The organism is Bacillus cereus group sp. BfR-BA-01311 (assembly GCF_022664295.1).
Classification (GTDB): Bacteria; Bacillota; Bacilli; order Bacillales; family Bacillaceae_G; genus Bacillus_A; species Bacillus_A cereus.
The window spans coordinates 1-16,667 of sequence record NZ_JAKUHC010000011.1 but is presented as its reverse complement, the minus strand read 5'-3'; the positions used below and the strand labels follow the sequence as shown (position 1 = coordinate 16,667).

Here is a 16,667-nt window from a genome sequence, read left to right as displayed (position 1 = left end):
CAGTAACGGTATTGTAAAATACCGTCTATAATTGATAACCTATCGTAATGTAGTTGAACTATAATTAACCTCTTTGTTACGCTAAAAGGAATTTTCAGTAAAAAGAGATGATGTGATATTAAAAATTTGTTTCTAATTTTTTATTCGTATTGCAAGCGGTTGGACTGTTGTGCAAAACTTCCTATTTAAATCCACTCACCAATCCTCCCTCACACTAGATCAAATAGGACAGATCAGTTCATATATCAAACTTTATACTCGATATAAAAGATGGCATCTAATATACACTTATAGGAAACATGCCAGCTGAATAAGCAAAATAATATGCAAATAGTTTATACAGCACACTTAAATTCATTTGAGTGTGTTTTTTGTCTACTTTATGAACAAAGCTTTTCTTTTAACACTATTATGGAATAATTATACTTTTTTACGTTGACAATAGTGTTGAAGGAGAATATACTAAGCATGTAAGTTGATTGTGAATAGTTTCACAAATAATGTGAATTTCTTCACATATAATAGATAGGAGTTGTCATTATTATGAGTACTTGGACACAAATTTATGACCCATTAAACAATATTTGGTTATCTGCACTAATCGCAGCACTTCCAATCTTTTGTTTCATCATTTGTTTAATGGGATTCAAAATGAAAAGTTACATGGCTGGTCTTTATAGTGTGATTGTCGCTATTATCCTTGCAATATTTGTTTATAAAATGCCAGCAACAGTAGCTGTAGCATCTGCTGGATTCGGTGTTTTATCTGGATTTTATCCAATTTGTACTATCGTTATCGCCGCAATTTTCCTTTACAAATTAACTGTTAAAACAGAGCAATTCAATATTATTCGCGATAGTATTTCAAGCATTACAAATGATCAACGTTTACAAGTATTATTAATCGCTTATTCTTTCGGTGCTTTCTTAGAAGGTGCAGCTGGTCTAGGGGTTCCAGTTGCTATTACAGCCGCACTACTTGTAGGTATGGGCTTTAATCCATTAAAAGCAGCAGGTATTTGTTTAGTAGCTAATATTGCTGGTGGTGCTATGGGTGCTATGGGTATTCCAGTTACAGTGCCAGCACAATTAACTCAACTTGACGCATTAACTATTGGTCGTCAAACTGTTCTTATTTTACCTTTCATTAGTATTATTTTACCTTTCTTACTTGTTTCAATGGTCGATGGAATTAAAGGTATTAAAGAAACTTGGCAAGGTATTCTTGTAAGTGGTGTTTCTTTCGCTATTACTCAATTCGCTGTGACTTACTTCTTAGGTGCAGAACTTACTAATATTTTCGCAGCAGTTGTAAGTATGATTGCTCTTGCATTATTCTTACGTGTTTGGCAACCAAAATCTTCTACTAAAGAAGAAAAACAAGAAACTAAAGCATCACATACATTCAATCAAATTTTATACGCTTGGTCTCCATTCGTATTCTTAACTGCATTTGTAACAATCTTTAACTTAAAACCGATTAAAGCTTTATTTGCTCCAGATGGTGCGTTAGCAAACTTAGTATTTAACATTCAGTTCCCTGGTCTTCATAATGCTGTTATGAAAACTACACCAATTACAAAAGCTGATACACCTTTCGCAGCTGTTTTCAAATTTGATGTATTCTCTTCTACAACTACTGCGATTGTACTAGCAATTATCGTTTCACTTATCGTTTACCGCGTAAAAGGTAAAATGGTTAAAGAATTAATGATTGAAACAATGAAAGAATTAAAAGCTCCAGTATATACAATTTGTAGCGTTATCGCTTTAGCTTACGTAGAAAACTACTCTGGTATGTCATCTACACTTGGACTTGCATTTTCTTCTACTGGTAATGCATTCCCAGTTCTTTCTCCAATCTTAGGATGGATTGGCGTATTCATTACAGGTTCAGTAGTTTCAAGTGGTTCTTTATTCGCACCACTTCAAGCAGTAACAGCAGACCAGTTAAATATCGTTCCTTCTACACTTGTTGCCTTAAACGTAGTAGGTGGTACAATGGCAAAAATGGTTTCACCACAATCTGTAGCAGTTGCTTGTGCCGCAGTTGGACTAGTTGGTAAAGAATCTGCTCTATTTAAAACAGCAATGAAATACAGTTTAATCTTCTTAGCTGTTATTAGCTTACTTCAATTAAACGCTGTATTTAATATCTTTTAAAAATAAAACACCGATCCAAGTGGATCGGTGTTTTTCACATTACATTTTTTTATTTTTTAATAAAGAAGCTCCAGCAATTTCTGGGTGAGTCATTTCGAATGGATCTAAAATAATATCCAATTCCTCTTCCGTCAGTACACCATGTTCTAAACATAACTCCCTAACAGATTTCCCTGTTTCAATTGCTTCACGTGCAATACGAGATGCTACTTCATAACCAATATGAGGATTAACTGCTGTAATAATTCCAACACTTTTCTCAACATATTGCTTCAGCAATTCTTCATTTGCCGTAATTCCTTCAATACAATATTCACGGAATACACGGAATCCATTATTCATAATACTAATAGATTGAATTAAATTAAATACAAGCACAGGCTCCATTACGTTTAACTCTAATTGTCCTGCTTCTGATGCTAAGCAAATTGTATGATCGTTTCCGATTACTTGGAATGCGACTTGGTTAATCACTTCTGCCATAACTGGATTTACTTTTCCTGGCATAATCGATGAACCTGGCTGACGTGCTGGCAATTGAATTTCAGCTAACCCAACACGTGGACCAGACGCCATAATACGAAGATCGTTTGCAATTTTAGACATGTTCATCATACATACTTTAAGTGCTGCAGATACTTCTGTGTATGCATCTGTATTTTGCGTTGCATCAACTAAATGCTCTGCACCAACAAGTGGGAATCCACTAAACGTTCTTAAATGTTTTACCACTTGTTCAATATACGTAGGATTTGCATTTAATCCTGTACCAACAGCTGTCGCGCCCATATTCACTTCATATAAATGTTGACGAGACTGTTTAATTCTTTTTATATCACGCGCAAGCACTCGGCTATACGCTTCAAATTCTTGTCCAAGGCGAATTGGAACTGCATCTTGTAAATGTGTGCGTCCCATTTTAATAACGTGATCAAACTCTTTTGCTTTTTTACGAAAAGCAGAATGAAGCTCTTCCATTGTAATAAGAAGCTTTTCTAACATCATAAGAGTTGCAATATGAATCCCTGTTGGAAACGCATCGTTCGTTGATTGGGCCATGTTCACATGAGTGTTTGGGCTAATTTTCGCATACGCCCCTTTTTCATATCCCATACGTTCTAACGCTCTATTCGCAATTACTTCATTTGTATTCATATTAATAGAAGTTCCGGCTCCACCTTGAATAGGGTCCACGATAAATTGATCATGAAACTTTCCATCAACAATTTCTTGCGCTGCTTCTGCAATTTCATGTCCAATGTCTTTAGCTAAGTAACCAGTATCTATATTCGCAAGCGCCGCCGCTTTTTTCACAATTGCCATTGCTGTAATGAGTGATGGATGAATGCGATATCCTGTAATTGGGAAGTTTTCTACGGCACGTAATGTTTGTACACCATAATAAGCTACACTTGGTACTTCTTTTTCACCTAAAAAATCTTTTTCTATACGTATATCCTTCGTTGCTATCATTTTTATCACCTATACTTTTTCATTCTAAATCCTTATCCAAAAAATCCGCCCTCTAAAAACACGAGTATCATTCAGAAGAATTTTTCAGTATCCACCTTCACTATATAGTACCTTTTTTGAAAGCGCAAACATTTATTTTTCTGTATATCCTTTTTATTAAAGTTTATAGAAAATCATTCTTCTACTTTCCTTATTTCCACTCGTTTAATTTGATGCATATCCTTTTCAAGGACTTTAAAATAAAAACCGTGTTTCTCAATAATATCTCCTTCAGCAACGATTTGTTTTTGTACCATAATCCAGCCACCAATTGTATCTACATCATCAGCAATTAAATGTATGCCAAGCAAATCATTTACTTCACTAATAAGCACTTTTCCCTCTACGATTTTATAACCTTCACTTACATGCTCTATAGGAGGATTCTCATCTTCATCGTATTCATCTCGAATTTCTCCAACAATTTCTTCTAAAATATCTTCTAGTGTAACAATCCCAGCTGTACCACCATATTCATCATACAATACAGCTAATGGAATGTGTTTTCTTTGCATTTGTAATAGTAAATCATGAATTGGAATATTTTCTAGCACTTCAATAACTGGTCTTGTATATGGCATAATCGAGCACTCCTCATCCCGATTACCATCCATATAACGAATAAATAAATCTTTTACATTAACCATCCCAATAATTTCATCTTTATCTTCACCAAATACAGGATATCTCGTATACTTTTCTTGCGCGATTATTTTAATATGTGTTTCAAATGGTTCGTCCTCATATAAGCCTACAACTTCCGTACGAGGTACCATAATTTCTTTTGCTACTCTATTATCAAATTCAAAAATATTATTTACATATTTAAATTCCCTTTGGTTAATCTCTCCGCTCTCATAGCTCTCAGATAAAATTAACCTTAATTCTTCTTCTGAATGAGCTACTTCATGTTCAGAAGCTGGATGTAATCCGAATAAACCAGTTACAACCCTCGCTGAACCATTCAAAGCCCAAATAAACGGATACATAACTCGGTAAAAATAAATAAGTGGTTTCGATAACAATAAGCTAACTTGTTCTGCTTTTTGTATAGCAAATGTCTTTGGAGCAAGTTCCCCAATGACAACATGTAAAAATGTAATTACTGCAAAGGCAATAATAAATGAAACTGTACTGGAAATTGCAGGTGAGAATTTTAATTTTAAAAACAACGGCTCGAGTAAATGTTTAATGGTTGGTTCCCCTAACCACCCAAGCCCTAAAGCAGTAATTGTAATACCTAGCTGACAGGCCGATAAATATTCATCTAAATTTGAAGTTACCTTTTTAGCTGCCAGTGCACCTCGTCTTTTTTCGCTAACGAGTTGATCAATACGACTGCTACGTACCTTAATAATTGCAAATTCAACAGCCACAAAAAATGCTGTTAACCCAATAAGAATGACTACCATCAATAATTTTAAAATATCCACATATGCTCTTTAGCTTTCTTAGCTAAAGTTACACCTCCTTTTAAAAAGAAGTTTCACTTTAGTTTCTTCAATTATTGGACAGCAACTCTATATAAAATCCACCAATTTTCAAACCTCATACAATTCTAAAGGTAAAGCATCAGGGTCTTGGAAAAAGACGAATTTCTTCCCCGTTATTTCATCAATACGGATCGGTTCCGTCTCAACACCACATTGGTTTAAATGCTTCACAGCTTCTTCTATATTTGTAACAGCAAATGCTAAATGTCTAAGACCGGCTGCTTCTGGAAAACTTTTGCGCTCAGGCGGATTTGGAAATGAAAATAATTCGATTTGATACTCTTCTCCTACACATAAATCTAATTTATAAGAATCTCGTTCCTTTCTATATACTTCATTTATCTCTTTAAACCCTAATATCCTAGTATAAAAATCCTTTGACATCTCATAATTCGAACAAATAATTGCAACGTGATGCACTCTACATATATTCATGCTCTCTCTATTCCTTTCTTTACCAAAGATGCATATTCTCCCTTGAAATGAAAAACATATATAGCAGAATATCTCTTTTAGGGGGCTTACCATGAAATTCATTACTTTTTTCGTCGGACTAATTGTTGTTTTCTTGCTCGCTTATATTGCTAGCAATAATAAGAAGCATATTAAATTTAAACCAATTTTTATCATGCTTATTATACAGTTAATTTTAACCTATTTACTATTAAATACAGAAATCGGCCTCATACTTATTAGAATCATTTCCAGTTTGTTTACCAAGCTACTCGAGTATGCTGCTGATGGAATAAATTTCGTATTTGGTGGTCTTGCAAATAAAGGTGAAATGCCATTTTTCCTTACTGTATTATTACCAATCGTCTTTATTTCTGTTTTAATTGGTATATTACAACATTTCAAAATACTACCATTTTTTATTCGTTGGATCGGGTACTTTCTTAGTAAAATAAATGGTCTTGGTAAATTAGAATCTTACAACGCTATCGCCTCTGCCATTGTCGGCCAATCAGAAGTTTTTATTACAGTGAAAAAACAATTAGCTCAAATTCCAAAACACCGTCTTTATACACTTTGTGCCTCTGCTATGTCAACCGTATCTATGTCTATCGTAGGTGCCTATATGACAATGATTGAACCTAAATATGTAGTAACTGCACTCGTTCTCAATTTATTTAGCGGTTTTATTATCATACTCATCATTAACCCTTACGACGTTAAAGATGACGAAGATATTTTAGAAATCAAAGGTGAAAAACAAAGCTTTTTTGAAATGCTTGGAGAATACATTCTTGATGGTTTTCGTGTAGCCATTGTTGTCGGCGCTATGCTCATCGGATTCGTCGCATTAATTAGTTGTATTAATGACCTGTTCCTCATTATATTCGGTATTACGTTCCAACAATTAATCGGCTATGTATTTGCACCTATCGCATTCCTTATCGGTGTACCCAGTTCTGAAATTGTCGCGGCTGGCAGCATTATGGCAACGAAGCTTGTAACGAATGAATTTGTCGCAATGATGGACCTTAGTAAAATTTCTAATAGCCTTTCTCCCCGTACAGTTGGTATTATTTCTGTTTTCCTTGTATCTTTTGCCAATTTTTCTTCCATTGGTATTATTTCAGGTGCGGTAAAAGGACTAAATGAAGAACAAGGAAACGTTGTTGCGAGGTTTGGCCTTAAATTACTATATGGAGCTACTCTCGTTAGTATTTTATCTGCAATTATCGTAAGCATTATGTTGTAATTAGGTAAAATTTTATCATTTTCTTATCCCTATCTTTTGTATACAATAACGAATAGGTGTCTTATAAATAATCAAGACATCTATTTTTTATACATGTACAATCGCTTTTATTTAGCGTAAAATATTTTTTATGTGTTTGAATACACTTCTAAATGTATACACTTTGATAGTTTTAAAGGAGAAAAAATGATGAAATCCGACACGAACAACAATACGCGAGCCAAAAAGGGACGCTCAAAGAAAAAACGCCTACTTTGGTTCCTTCTTATTCCATTACTAATTGTAGCACTTGGAGCAGGAGGCTACTCCTTCCATATATACAGTAAAGCAAAGTCCGTCTTAAATAATGCTTATGCTGAACTAGGTCGAGGAGATAAGTCCAGTAAACGTGAAAAAGCTGTTAAACCTATGACCGACAATATTTCCGTACTAATTATGGGTGTTGATGAAAGTGATATTAGGGAAAAAGGTTATGGAAAAGCAACTCGAACAGATGCGTTATTACTTGCAACAATTAATAAAAACGATAAATCCGTTAAACTTGTAAGCATTCCACGTGACTCACGCGTCTACATTAAATCACGTGATAAATACGATAAAATCACACATGCGCACGTATTCGGTGGTGTAGACAGCACAATTGATACGGTAGAGAACTTTTTAGATGTTCCAGTTGACTACTATGTAAAATTCAATTTTAAATCCTTTATTAAAATTGTTGATTCTCTTGGTGGTATTACTGTAGACGTTCCAGTTGAGTTCACAGAGCAAAATAGTAAAGATGAAGCAGATGCCATTCATCTAAAAAAAGGACGTCAACATTTAAATGGAGAAGAGGCACTAGCACTAGCTAGAACTCGTCATATCGATAGTGATTATATGCGTGGTCAACGTCAACAGCTTGTATTAGAGGCCATTGCTGAAAAGGCACTATCTCTTAATTCCATTAATAAAATCGGTGGCCTACTAGACGCTGTCGATAAAGATTTAAAAACTAATTTAACTTTTGATGATATGATGACAATTACAAAAAATTCAATGGATTCAAATTTAAAAATGGAAAAAATGCAAGTAGAGGGTACAGATAAATATATAGGTGGTATTTATTATTACGTTCCAAATGAAAAAAGCGTCGATACTATTTCAACTACCCTTCAAAAACATCTCGGTGTTACGAATAAAAATGAACATAAAAAATTATAATAAAAAGGCTGCTAGATCTTTCTAGACAGCCTTTTTATTATATTTTTCAACATATTTTTCATACACATTGTGACAAGAAGTGACAATTATTACAGCGGTGTAACATTTTTTATGAAAACATTACACACACAGTGAAAATAATAGTATACTAGTACGTACATAATGTTATTTTCATCATTTTTATACAAAAAATGTAATACATATATTTATACATAAATTTCTGGGGGGAAATAAATGAAGCTAAGTAAAATACTGATTGGTTCTGCAATTGCTGGGGGCATATTACTTTGTGTAGGCGGTGTTGGGGGATATCAATATGTATCCAAATTAAATAATCAATTAGATACTACTGCATTACCAAATACTACATTTGAAGGTATTTCTCTCGACGGAAAAAATAAAAAGGATATTCAAGCAATTATTAATCAAAAGGTAACTGAGTTAGATCAAAAATCCCTTACCTACATATTCCAAAACGATAAACAAACTTACACATGGAAAGATTTAGGGATAAATTATAAAGAGAAAGATATTATTGACAAAATCTTCAAAGAACAAGAAGGAAACGTAATGAATCGTTATAAAATGCGTAAGCAAGCTGAAAACGGTGAATTAAAACGTGACTATAAATTAACACCACAATTAAATGCAACAGCTTATGAAACCTTTATAAAAGATAAATATAATGAAACATTAAAAAATCCTGTTAACGCAGAATTAAGTATTGAAGGCTCAACAGTAAATATTAGTCAAAGCCAAAACGGAGAAAAAATTGATAAAGGGAAACTAAGCGGTTTAACAAATGAAGCTATTACTACTGGTAAATCAGATGTTACATTACCAGTTACATTCATAAAACCAGAACGTTCTACAGAAGACATACAGAAAATGGGTATTAAAGAAGTCATTGCTGAATATTCTACTCCAATGGCTGGCCGTAACGGAAATCAATCATTTAACGTAAATAAGTCAGCTAATACTTTAAGTGGGGTTATTGTCGCACCTGATGAAACATTTAGTTTTAACGGTCGCGTTGGCGTAACTGATGCTGCACATGGTTATAAATCTGCAGCAGTATATTCACAAGGTAAAGTAATACAAAGTGCAGGCGGAGGAGTTTGCCAAGTCAGTAGTACATTATACAGTGCAGCTTTAAGGGCAGATTTAGGCATTGTTTCTCGAAGCAATCATTCTATGCCAGTAAATTATTTACCACTTGGGCAAGATGCAGCAGTAGCAGATTATGGTCCAGATTTAAAATTTAAAAATAATACAGGCAATCATATTTATATTCAAGCATTTTCAAATGGAGGTAGTATTACTACACGCATTTTCGGCACAAATACTGGTAAAAATGTTGAAGTTTCTTCTCAAGTAATTAGTAGAACTAGTGATAAAATCACAGCGGTTACGTATAAAAAAGTAACACAAAACGGGGAAGTAATATCAAATGGACAAATTTCAAAAAGCGTATATAAAAGCGCTCCAAAAGAATAGATACTATCAACCGAATAGCATAAAGAAAAAGGCGTGATTAAATCACGCCTTTTTCTTTTGCAGTAATAGTAAAAAAGTTTCAAGATGGTCTTTCGTTTCTTCTAAAGACCACATACGATTTCCTTGCTTCGCAGCTAATACACACGCCTCTTCCCACGCGTTCTTTTTCTTCATATTTATTAATTCATCACGTAATTTCAAAACAATTTCTTCGTCTTCTTGTTCAATAAACTCTTCCATCACGCTTACTATTTCATCCTCATGAATACTTAACGTACAGTACGATTTAAGAAAGTATTGTAATGTCGTATACATAATGTACTCCCCCTTCTTATTTATCAGATGGATAAGAAGTAATAATCTTAAACCCTAATTCTCCTGACTTATCTCTTGCTAAAACAGTAACAGTTTTTACTAACTTGTCTTTTACACTCATATTTTTCTTTATTACCGTTTTTCCAACAGGAAATGAATGAGTTGTATTTAATACGAGACGAGCCTCTTTAGAATTTTTTAACCAATCTTGAATTTCCTTGTCATGTTGCTTCAAGCTATCTTTTACAGCTTTCGTCGCTGTTTCTTTATCATAGTATGTACTTGCGGCTGACACTTTATCTGTCTTCAAGCGATTCTTCAAATCCTCTTCTGACTTGCCTACATGTCTTTCAATCGTATGACCATTTTTAGGTGGTCCTTCCATTTCATCTAAAATATTATCACTAATTTTTTCTACCGATGTAGCTTGATTCCCTGTCTGTTTCTCTGTTTTTTGTTCTTTTCCTGCACATCCACTTAAGATCAGCATTAATGCCAATAAACTACTGAAGAAAAGACTACTTATTCGTTTCATCATATCACCTCTTCCATGATTATTATCGCAACTTCACTAAAAGTCAATTTCACAACGAAAAAATCTATCAGTTTTCATTTTTTTCATCTATTTTTCCATATTTACCCCAGCAATTTCATCAACCCTCTATTTTTGCCTTTTATAATATATACCCCCTATATTTTTCGATTATTTCCCAGATAAAATCACAGATAACATAACTATAAAACTCTTTTATACAAAGGTTTTTATAGTATTTTTAAAAATATTTTAAAATACCCCTATTTTCATATACCCAATACCCATATAAGGTATAAAGATACCTTCTTATCAACGTTTTTCTACATTATGTAAATTTACCCTTGCCTATACAAACGAAATGTGGTGTAATGCAAAAAAAGATAAAGGATTTTAAACAATGGCTGAAACGATTCAAAATTTCTTAACAGAATACTATTCAATCGCAATTCCACTTAGTATCTTAATTAACATCATCATTAGTCTTTTAGGTTTTATCCCTAGTATTTTTTTAACCGCCATTAATATACAGCTTTTTGGCGTAACAAATGGTACTGTTATTTCGATCGTAGGCGAAGCATTAGGGGCTATTATCTCGTTTTATATTTACCGCATGGGCCTTCAAAAGTTCACTCACGATAAAGTAAATAAGTATCCAAAGGTAGAGCGTCTTCTTTATGTAGAAGGTAGAGAGGCCTTTCTACTCGTTCTATCGTTTCGATTGATACCTTTCATCCCATCAAGTATCGTGACTTTATTTGCAGCTCTAGGTAAGATGTCATTACTCTCCTTCAGTATTGCCAGCACAATAGGGAAAATACCGGCATTGTTAATCGAAGTATATTCTGCCTATCATGTCATGAACGGAACAAATGAAGCAAAGTGGATTGTGACAATTGCAGGTTGTATCGGATTATATTATTTGTGGAAAAAATGGAGAAAAAAATAAAGAAGGAGCATAGGCTCCTTCTTTATTTTTGAGGTATTTTATTAATAATAATCTCTTAAAATCTTAGTTTACACCAACAGCACTATATGATTGCTTAACTGCTGCTACTTCTGCAGAGCTAGCACCATATAAATCCGCTGCAGCTTGTACTAATCCAGCACGTGCTTGACTAAAAGTAGTAGATTGAGTGAAATATTGCGTATTTGCACGATAATAGATCGCTCCTACTTTATCTTTACCAATTCCATTCACAGTAACACCGTAATGCGTACCACCATTCGCTAATAAATAAGCTGCTTTGTTAATAATACCGCTGTTTGTATGAACGCCACCATTGTCACTAGTACCAGTATAACGCTTAGAGTAGTGGTCTGGATCACCATATTTCGTTGGATCACTCATAGAGCGAAGTGCATCTCCAACTTTACCAGGAGTATAAATATCTTCACCAATTTCCCAATCTGGGTTACGGTTATCATAATACTCTACTAATGTACCAAAAACATCTGAAATCGCTTCATTTAATGCCCCTGATTCATTTTGATAAATTAAATCTGAGCTATACTCTGTAACAGCATGCGTTAATTCGTGGCCAATTACATCAATTCCACCAGATAATGAAGTGAACGTTACACCATCACCATCTCCGTATACCATTTGTGAGCCGTTCCAGAATGCATTATTATACTTACTTCCGTAATGAACTGTTGATTTCAATGGTGCTCCTGCATCATTAATAGAGTTTCTATTAAATGTAGCTTTATAATAGTCATATGTTTTACCTGCATAGTAATGAGCATCTACTGCCGCTGCATCATACGCTGCATTGAAAACATTATCTGCATCTACCCATAGAGTTCCTGGTAATGTAGTACGATTTTTCGCATCATATGTGAAAATCGTTGCTCCGCGCGTATTATCTTGTAAGTAGTAAGAAGATGCAGATAACGTTGTATTAAGTGACTTCGTATCTCCTAATACACCTTTACCCGTACCCACTGCATTTGTTCCTGTTACAGGCTTTACAGCCGGTTTCGCTTCTTGTTTAGGTGCCTCTTGCTTAACTGGTGATTTATCTTCATTTGTTACATGATCCAATTTATTATATTTATTTAATACTTTACCGCTGTCTGCTTCAATGAAATAGTAGTAGTTTCCTGGACTTGGATCTAAGAAGTTTAGATTTACAACGTATGCATATGTTGTTTCTTCACCATTTTGATATACATATAAGTCCGCTTTTGGTTCTACCTCATATTTCGGTGTTACCCCTAAATCTTGCTGCGCGATTTCAATTGCTTTTGCGCCTTCAATCTTATTTTTATTTTTCAACTTTTCCTTTTTGTCTAAATCAGGTGCAACTGTTCCAGACAATACTTTTAAAGAACCGTCTTTACTTACGTGAGCCACTTGAGTAGAACCCCATACAGGCACTCCTTCGTAAACTTGTTGCATACGTACTACTGTTGAATCAGTTACAGCATCTTTCTTCACTTGTTTCACTTTGAAAGAATCTTGCGCACTCTTTTCCCCTAGCTTGTAATCACCTTTTGCTGCGTTTAAATAATCAAACACAACAGATTCTGCTTTCTTACCAGTCGCTCCAGTTAGATCACCAGAAATAAACTCAGGTGACTGTACTGTCTCATTGTACTTCTTCGTAGAGAGTACATTTTTAGAATCCGCAAATGCAGAGCCTGTCCCTCCAAACGTTGTAACTGCCATTCCTGTCGCTAATACTAACGCTAAACTTTTCTTTTTCATGAACCTTCCCCCTAATAAATTATTTTTTGAAAAAGAGTAGTTTCATATTAGCATTATGTTTCCACTATTAATATACTAAAAATTCAAATAATTATTTTCTCAAGTTTTGTAGAATTTTGAGGAACAAATATTGAAAAAACCCTTTCCGATTGGAAAGGGTGGAGATTATAAATTAACTTGTTCAACAGTTTTAGCTTGTTGACCAACAATATCAGGTTTACTGCTATATTGATGTATTCCTCCAGCAACTGTAAGAGTCAATATAAACGCCAATACTCCAAATACCATCTTTTTCATGTTTATTCCTCCTTATTATCATTCATTAAATCAATAACTAACCTATAATATCGATTACTTTCTTCAAATCTCGATAAACTGGAAAAATGTTCTGCTAGTTCAACGTATACTTTCTTTAATTCTATTTTATTTCCTGCAGATTTATACAACGGGATAGCCTCATTTTCCAAAAATGCTTTATAATCTTTTGCTTCTTCAAAATATTTATATCTAAGCATTAAAAGCAAATATAATTTTGCATTAAATCTCTCTTCCTGTTTTGCTGCATCAATTCCCTTATCAATTAATGTCCTTGCCTCTTCCAATTCTTCTAATTTAATGCATACTAATGCCATTTCGTATATTGTATCTAAATAGTTTAAATCTATTTGTTTTTGAAGTTGTAGACTATCTAAATAATATTTTTTCGCTTGCTGATATTTACCTTTTTTATAATAGATACTTCCCATATTACTTAAAGTAATAGCTAATAGTACATCCTTATCAGCAAAAGATGTGGCCTCTCTCAATATACTCTCATACATTTTTAAAGCTTCTTCATACTGACCTTTTTCTGTATAACTTACCGCAATAAGGATTTGGCAATTAATTATGTTTCTAAACTTATATTCACTACGAAATCCTTCTAATGCCATATTTACAAAATGAATTGCAAGATGATGAATATCTAAATGAGTATATGCAAGCGCTATATTATAATACAAGCCTGTTTCATGATACCCTTGTTCTTTGGCCATTACTTCTGTTTTTAATAAGTAATCTAGCCCATCCTTCCATCTATACTGTAAACAGCACAATAATCCTCTACTATACATATATAACAACTTCTGAAATGGAGAATATTTTTTATATACCTTCTTCAACTTATCTAATTCTTCTTCGAGTGCAGAAATATCCCTTTTCATAATTAAATAACGTGTATACAGCAGTTTATAATAATTTATAATTTCAAAATCCAACACATGCTTCATTTCACCTTGCAACTCTTCATATATACGTTCTACTTGTTGCTTGTCTAAATGAACTAGTGCATTTAACCATTCATCTAGCTTCCCCTTCACATCTTCTTCTACATCTCTCAAATCCGTCACGGCAATTTCTAGTCTTGTGCAGAGCAATTGTAGAATTTCTTCTGATGCTTCGATCTTTCCATTTTCGATCTTACTTAAGTATGAGACAGAACAAATGCCCTGACATAATTCTTCTTGTGTCATTTTTTGCTGGAGCCGTTTATAAAAGACTTGTTTGCCTATTTTTTCTAATGTTTGTTGCATTGTCCTCCTCCATTCTCATTACCCCCATTACTCTAATAATACATAAAATTTGGAGAAATATAAATTGATAAATATAAATTTTCTAAAAAATATGCATAATTTCATTTTTTTCTCTCTTGACTTCACATCAATATCTCTTCTTTGCTACGAATAGTGAAAAATTGGTATACTATAACCAAATTATGGAGGTGTTCTCGCGATGACTCATTATAAAGACGATAGTTATGCCTTACATACAGACCTATATCAAATCAACATGGCTTATACATATTGGAAAGATGGTATTCATAATCGCCGTTCTGTTTTTGATTTATATTTTCGAAAGCTTCCATTTGAGAACGGCTACGCTGTTTTTGCTGGCCTTGAGAAAATTGTAGAGTACATAGAAAATTTCAGTTTTACTGAAAGCGATATCGCTTACTTAGCAGAATTACAATTCGAAGAAGAATTCCTTCATTATTTACAAAATATGAAATTCACTGGGACGATTCGCAGTATGCAAGAAGGTGAAGTTGTATTTAATAACCAGCCTTTATTACGTGTTGATGCACCACTTGGTGAAGCACAAATTATTGAGACTGCCCTCTTAAATATTGTGAATTACCAAACATTAATTGCCACAAAAGCAGCACGTATGAAACATGCTGCAAGTAATGATGAGCTTTTAGAGTTCGGCACAAGACGTGCCCATGAGTTCGATGCTGCCCTTTGGGGGACGCGTGCTGCCTTTATTGGTGGTTTCTCCTCTACAAGCAACGTTCGTGCTGGGAAACGCTTTGGGATTCCTGTAGCTGGCACACACGCTCACTCTTTCGTTCAAGCATATCGCGATGAATACGTCGCGTTTAAAAAATACGCTGAAACTCATAAAAAGTGCGTCTTTCTCGTTGATACATATGACACATTGAAATCTGGTGTTCCAAATGCGATTCGTGTTGCAAAAGAATTTGGGGATCGTATTGATTTCTATGGCATACGTCTTGATAGTGGTGATATGGCTTATTTATCGAAAAAGGCACGAAAACTACTAGATGAAGCAGGGTTTACAAATACAAAAATTATCGCTTCTAGCGATTTAGATGAATACACAATTATGCACCTTAAATCTCAAGGAGCAAAAATTGACGTATGGGGCGTTGGAACGAAATTAATTACGTCCTTTGAGCAACCTGCATTGGGGGCTGTTTACAAACTCGTTGCGATTGAAGATACTGACGGAAAATTAAATGATACAATTAAAATTTCATCTAACCCTGAAAAAATTACCACTCCAGGACTGAAACGAATTTATCGTATTATCAATCGGGTTAACGATCATGCAGAAGGCGATTATATTGCGTTAGATTCTGAAGAACCAGGAAAAGAAGAGCGCTTAAAAATGTTCCATCCAGTTCACACATATATAAGTAAATTCGTAACAAACTTTGAAGCCCGTGAACTGCATAAAGACATTTTCGTTAACGGTGAAAGAACATATGAACTACCAAGTATATTAGATATTCAAAAATATAATGAACAGAGCCTCTCTCTATTTTGGGAAGAATATATGCGAACTTTAAACCCTGAAGAATACCCTGTCGATTTAAGCCAAGAGTGCTGGGATCATAAAATGAATTACATTCAAACAGTTCGAGAACAAGTTGAAAAAAACATACAAAAGTAAACAGAGAAGTTTCCCCTTCTCTGTTTTTTCAATACTATATGGATATTTGTAAAAAATATATTAAAATAATAAGACGAATGTATCTTATTTGTAAATTTTAATATTATACTATTTTAAAGTAAAATAATATTTGATATTATTTTATTGAGTCAATTTCAACAAAATCACCAATAAAAAAGAGGACGCGGTTTGGTCATCTCCCTGTCAAGTAGACAGTAATAAAAAGAGTATTATGCCACGGCCTTTTCCCGATATTCTATCGGGGAAAGGCCGTGAAGTTTTTCTTGGAACCTTTCTGTA

The 16,667-nt window shown here is 34.0% G+C and carries 15 protein-coding genes; 6 read left to right on the top strand and 9 right to left on the bottom strand.

What is annotated here, in order from left to right:
* The first annotated feature begins 543 nt into the window (after nucleotides 1-543).
* Nucleotides 544-2,163, top strand: a complete 1,620-nt coding sequence (locus MR136_RS21505; RefSeq protein ID WP_017673740.1) for an L-lactate permease — start codon at nucleotides 544-546, stop codon at nucleotides 2,161-2,163.
* A gap of 39 nt (nucleotides 2,164-2,202) precedes the next feature.
* Here MR136_RS21505 and aspA read toward each other — a convergent pair whose 3' ends face one another.
* The 3 genes from aspA to gloA2 all read right to left on the bottom strand — a co-directional run bounded on the left by aspA (nucleotide 2,203) and on the right by gloA2 (nucleotide 5,603).
* Entirely contained in the window at nucleotides 2,203-3,636 is a 1,434-nt protein-coding gene (gene aspA / locus MR136_RS21500) for an aspartate ammonia-lyase (protein ID WP_000562158.1), read from the bottom strand.
* A 173-nt stretch (nucleotides 3,637-3,809) separates the two neighbouring features.
* Nucleotides 3,810-5,108 (bottom strand): hemolysin family protein, encoded by a 1,299-nt coding sequence (locus tag MR136_RS21495; protein WP_000353311.1) that lies wholly within the window; start codon nucleotides 5,106-5,108, stop codon nucleotides 3,810-3,812.
* A gap of 108 nt (nucleotides 5,109-5,216) precedes the next feature.
* A complete protein-coding gene (gloA2, locus tag MR136_RS21490) occupies nucleotides 5,217-5,603 on the bottom strand; it encodes an SMU1112c/YaeR family gloxylase I-like metalloprotein (protein WP_001017671.1) in 387 nt (128 codons plus the stop codon).
* A gap of 91 nt (nucleotides 5,604-5,694) precedes the next feature.
* Here gloA2 and MR136_RS21485 point away from each other — a divergent pair, with 91 nt between their 5' ends.
* From MR136_RS21485 to MR136_RS21475, 3 genes are all read left to right on the top strand, one after another.
* A complete protein-coding gene (locus MR136_RS21485) occupies nucleotides 5,695-6,873 on the top strand; it encodes a NupC/NupG family nucleoside CNT transporter (protein WP_000668866.1) in 1,179 nt (392 codons plus the stop codon).
* 186 nt (nucleotides 6,874-7,059) lie between these two features.
* Nucleotides 7,060-8,076, top strand: coding sequence for an LCP family protein (locus MR136_RS21480; RefSeq protein ID WP_002163841.1), 1,017 nt, complete (start codon nucleotides 7,060-7,062; stop codon nucleotides 8,074-8,076).
* 234 nt (nucleotides 8,077-8,310) lie between these two features.
* The gene (locus tag MR136_RS21475; RefSeq protein ID WP_000777355.1) at nucleotides 8,311-9,573 is read left to right on the top strand and encodes a VanW family protein; all 1,263 of its coding nucleotides are present in this window, start codon (nucleotides 8,311-8,313) and stop codon (nucleotides 9,571-9,573) included.
* A 42-nt stretch (nucleotides 9,574-9,615) separates the two neighbouring features.
* Here MR136_RS21475 and MR136_RS21470 read toward each other — a convergent pair whose 3' ends face one another.
* Together MR136_RS21470 and MR136_RS21465 are read right to left on the bottom strand one after the other, a co-directional pair.
* Nucleotides 9,616-9,888 (bottom strand): hypothetical protein, encoded by a 273-nt coding sequence (locus MR136_RS21470; RefSeq protein WP_000288803.1) that lies wholly within the window; start codon nucleotides 9,886-9,888, stop codon nucleotides 9,616-9,618.
* 16 nt (nucleotides 9,889-9,904) lie between these two features.
* Entirely contained in the window at nucleotides 9,905-10,423 is a 519-nt protein-coding gene (locus tag MR136_RS21465) for an RNase A-like domain-containing lipoprotein (protein WP_000822694.1), read from the bottom strand.
* Between the two features lie 397 nt (nucleotides 10,424-10,820).
* Here MR136_RS21465 and MR136_RS21460 point away from each other — a divergent pair, with 397 nt between their 5' ends.
* Complete coding sequence (locus MR136_RS21460; RefSeq protein WP_000852226.1) at nucleotides 10,821-11,369, top strand: TVP38/TMEM64 family protein; 549 nt, start codon at nucleotides 10,821-10,823, stop codon at nucleotides 11,367-11,369.
* A 63-nt stretch (nucleotides 11,370-11,432) separates the two neighbouring features.
* Here MR136_RS21460 and MR136_RS21455 read toward each other — a convergent pair whose 3' ends face one another.
* The 3 genes from MR136_RS21455 to MR136_RS21445 form a co-directional block, all read right to left on the bottom strand.
* Nucleotides 11,433-13,133, bottom strand: a complete 1,701-nt coding sequence (locus MR136_RS21455) for a M4 family metallopeptidase (protein WP_017674634.1) — start codon at nucleotides 13,131-13,133, stop codon at nucleotides 11,433-11,435.
* Nucleotides 13,134-13,298: 165 nt separating this feature from the next.
* A complete protein-coding gene (gene nprX, locus MR136_RS21450) occupies nucleotides 13,299-13,430 on the bottom strand; it encodes a quorum-signaling peptide NprX (protein WP_000738910.1) in 132 nt (43 codons plus the stop codon).
* 2 nt (nucleotides 13,431-13,432) lie between these two features.
* Nucleotides 13,433-14,704 (bottom strand): tetratricopeptide repeat protein, encoded by a 1,272-nt coding sequence (locus tag MR136_RS21445; protein ID WP_001187961.1) that lies wholly within the window; start codon nucleotides 14,702-14,704, stop codon nucleotides 13,433-13,435.
* Between the two features lie 199 nt (nucleotides 14,705-14,903).
* Here MR136_RS21445 and MR136_RS21440 point away from each other — a divergent pair, with 199 nt between their 5' ends.
* The gene (locus MR136_RS21440) at nucleotides 14,904-16,367 is read left to right on the top strand and encodes a nicotinate phosphoribosyltransferase (protein WP_017674635.1); all 1,464 of its coding nucleotides are present in this window, start codon (nucleotides 14,904-14,906) and stop codon (nucleotides 16,365-16,367) included.
* Nucleotides 16,368-16,597: 230 nt separating this feature from the next.
* On the opposite strand, the gene MR136_RS28640 is transcribed toward MR136_RS21440, so the two are convergent.
* Nucleotides 16,598-16,667 (bottom strand): IS3 family transposase (locus MR136_RS28640; protein WP_325782447.1); only part of this gene is annotated, 70 nt, incomplete at its 5' end.

Excerpts from the sequence above, each read along its gene's own strand:
- MR136_RS21505 (WP_017673740.1), top strand. The coding sequence starts at position 544 with ATGAGTACTTGGACACAAATTTATGACCCATTAAACAATATTTGGTTA.
- aspA (WP_000562158.1), bottom strand. The coding sequence starts at position 3,636 with ATGATAGCAACGAAGGATATACGTATAGAAAAAGATTTTTTAGGTGAA.
- gloA2 (WP_001017671.1), bottom strand. The coding sequence starts at position 5,603 with ATGAATATATGTAGAGTGCATCACGTTGCAATTATTTGTTCGAATTAT.
- MR136_RS21485 (WP_000668866.1), top strand. The coding sequence starts at position 5,695 with ATGAAATTCATTACTTTTTTCGTCGGACTAATTGTTGTTTTCTTGCTC.
- MR136_RS21480 (WP_002163841.1), top strand. The coding sequence starts at position 7,060 with ATGATGAAATCCGACACGAACAACAATACGCGAGCCAAAAAGGGACGC.
- MR136_RS21475 (WP_000777355.1), top strand. The coding sequence starts at position 8,311 with ATGAAGCTAAGTAAAATACTGATTGGTTCTGCAATTGCTGGGGGCATA.
- MR136_RS21470 (WP_000288803.1), bottom strand. The coding sequence starts at position 9,888 with ATGTATACGACATTACAATACTTTCTTAAATCGTACTGTACGTTAAGT.
- MR136_RS21465 (WP_000822694.1), bottom strand. The coding sequence starts at position 10,423 with ATGAAACGAATAAGTAGTCTTTTCTTCAGTAGTTTATTGGCATTAATG.
- MR136_RS21460 (WP_000852226.1), top strand. The coding sequence starts at position 10,821 with ATGGCTGAAACGATTCAAAATTTCTTAACAGAATACTATTCAATCGCA.
- MR136_RS21455 (WP_017674634.1), bottom strand. The coding sequence starts at position 13,133 with ATGAAAAAGAAAAGTTTAGCGTTAGTATTAGCGACAGGAATGGCAGTT.
- nprX (WP_000738910.1), bottom strand. The coding sequence starts at position 13,430 with ATGAAAAAGATGGTATTTGGAGTATTGGCGTTTATATTGACTCTTACA.
- MR136_RS21445 (WP_001187961.1), bottom strand. The coding sequence starts at position 14,704 with ATGCAACAAACATTAGAAAAAATAGGCAAACAAGTCTTTTATAAACGG.
- MR136_RS21440 (WP_017674635.1), top strand. The coding sequence starts at position 14,904 with ATGACTCATTATAAAGACGATAGTTATGCCTTACATACAGACCTATAT.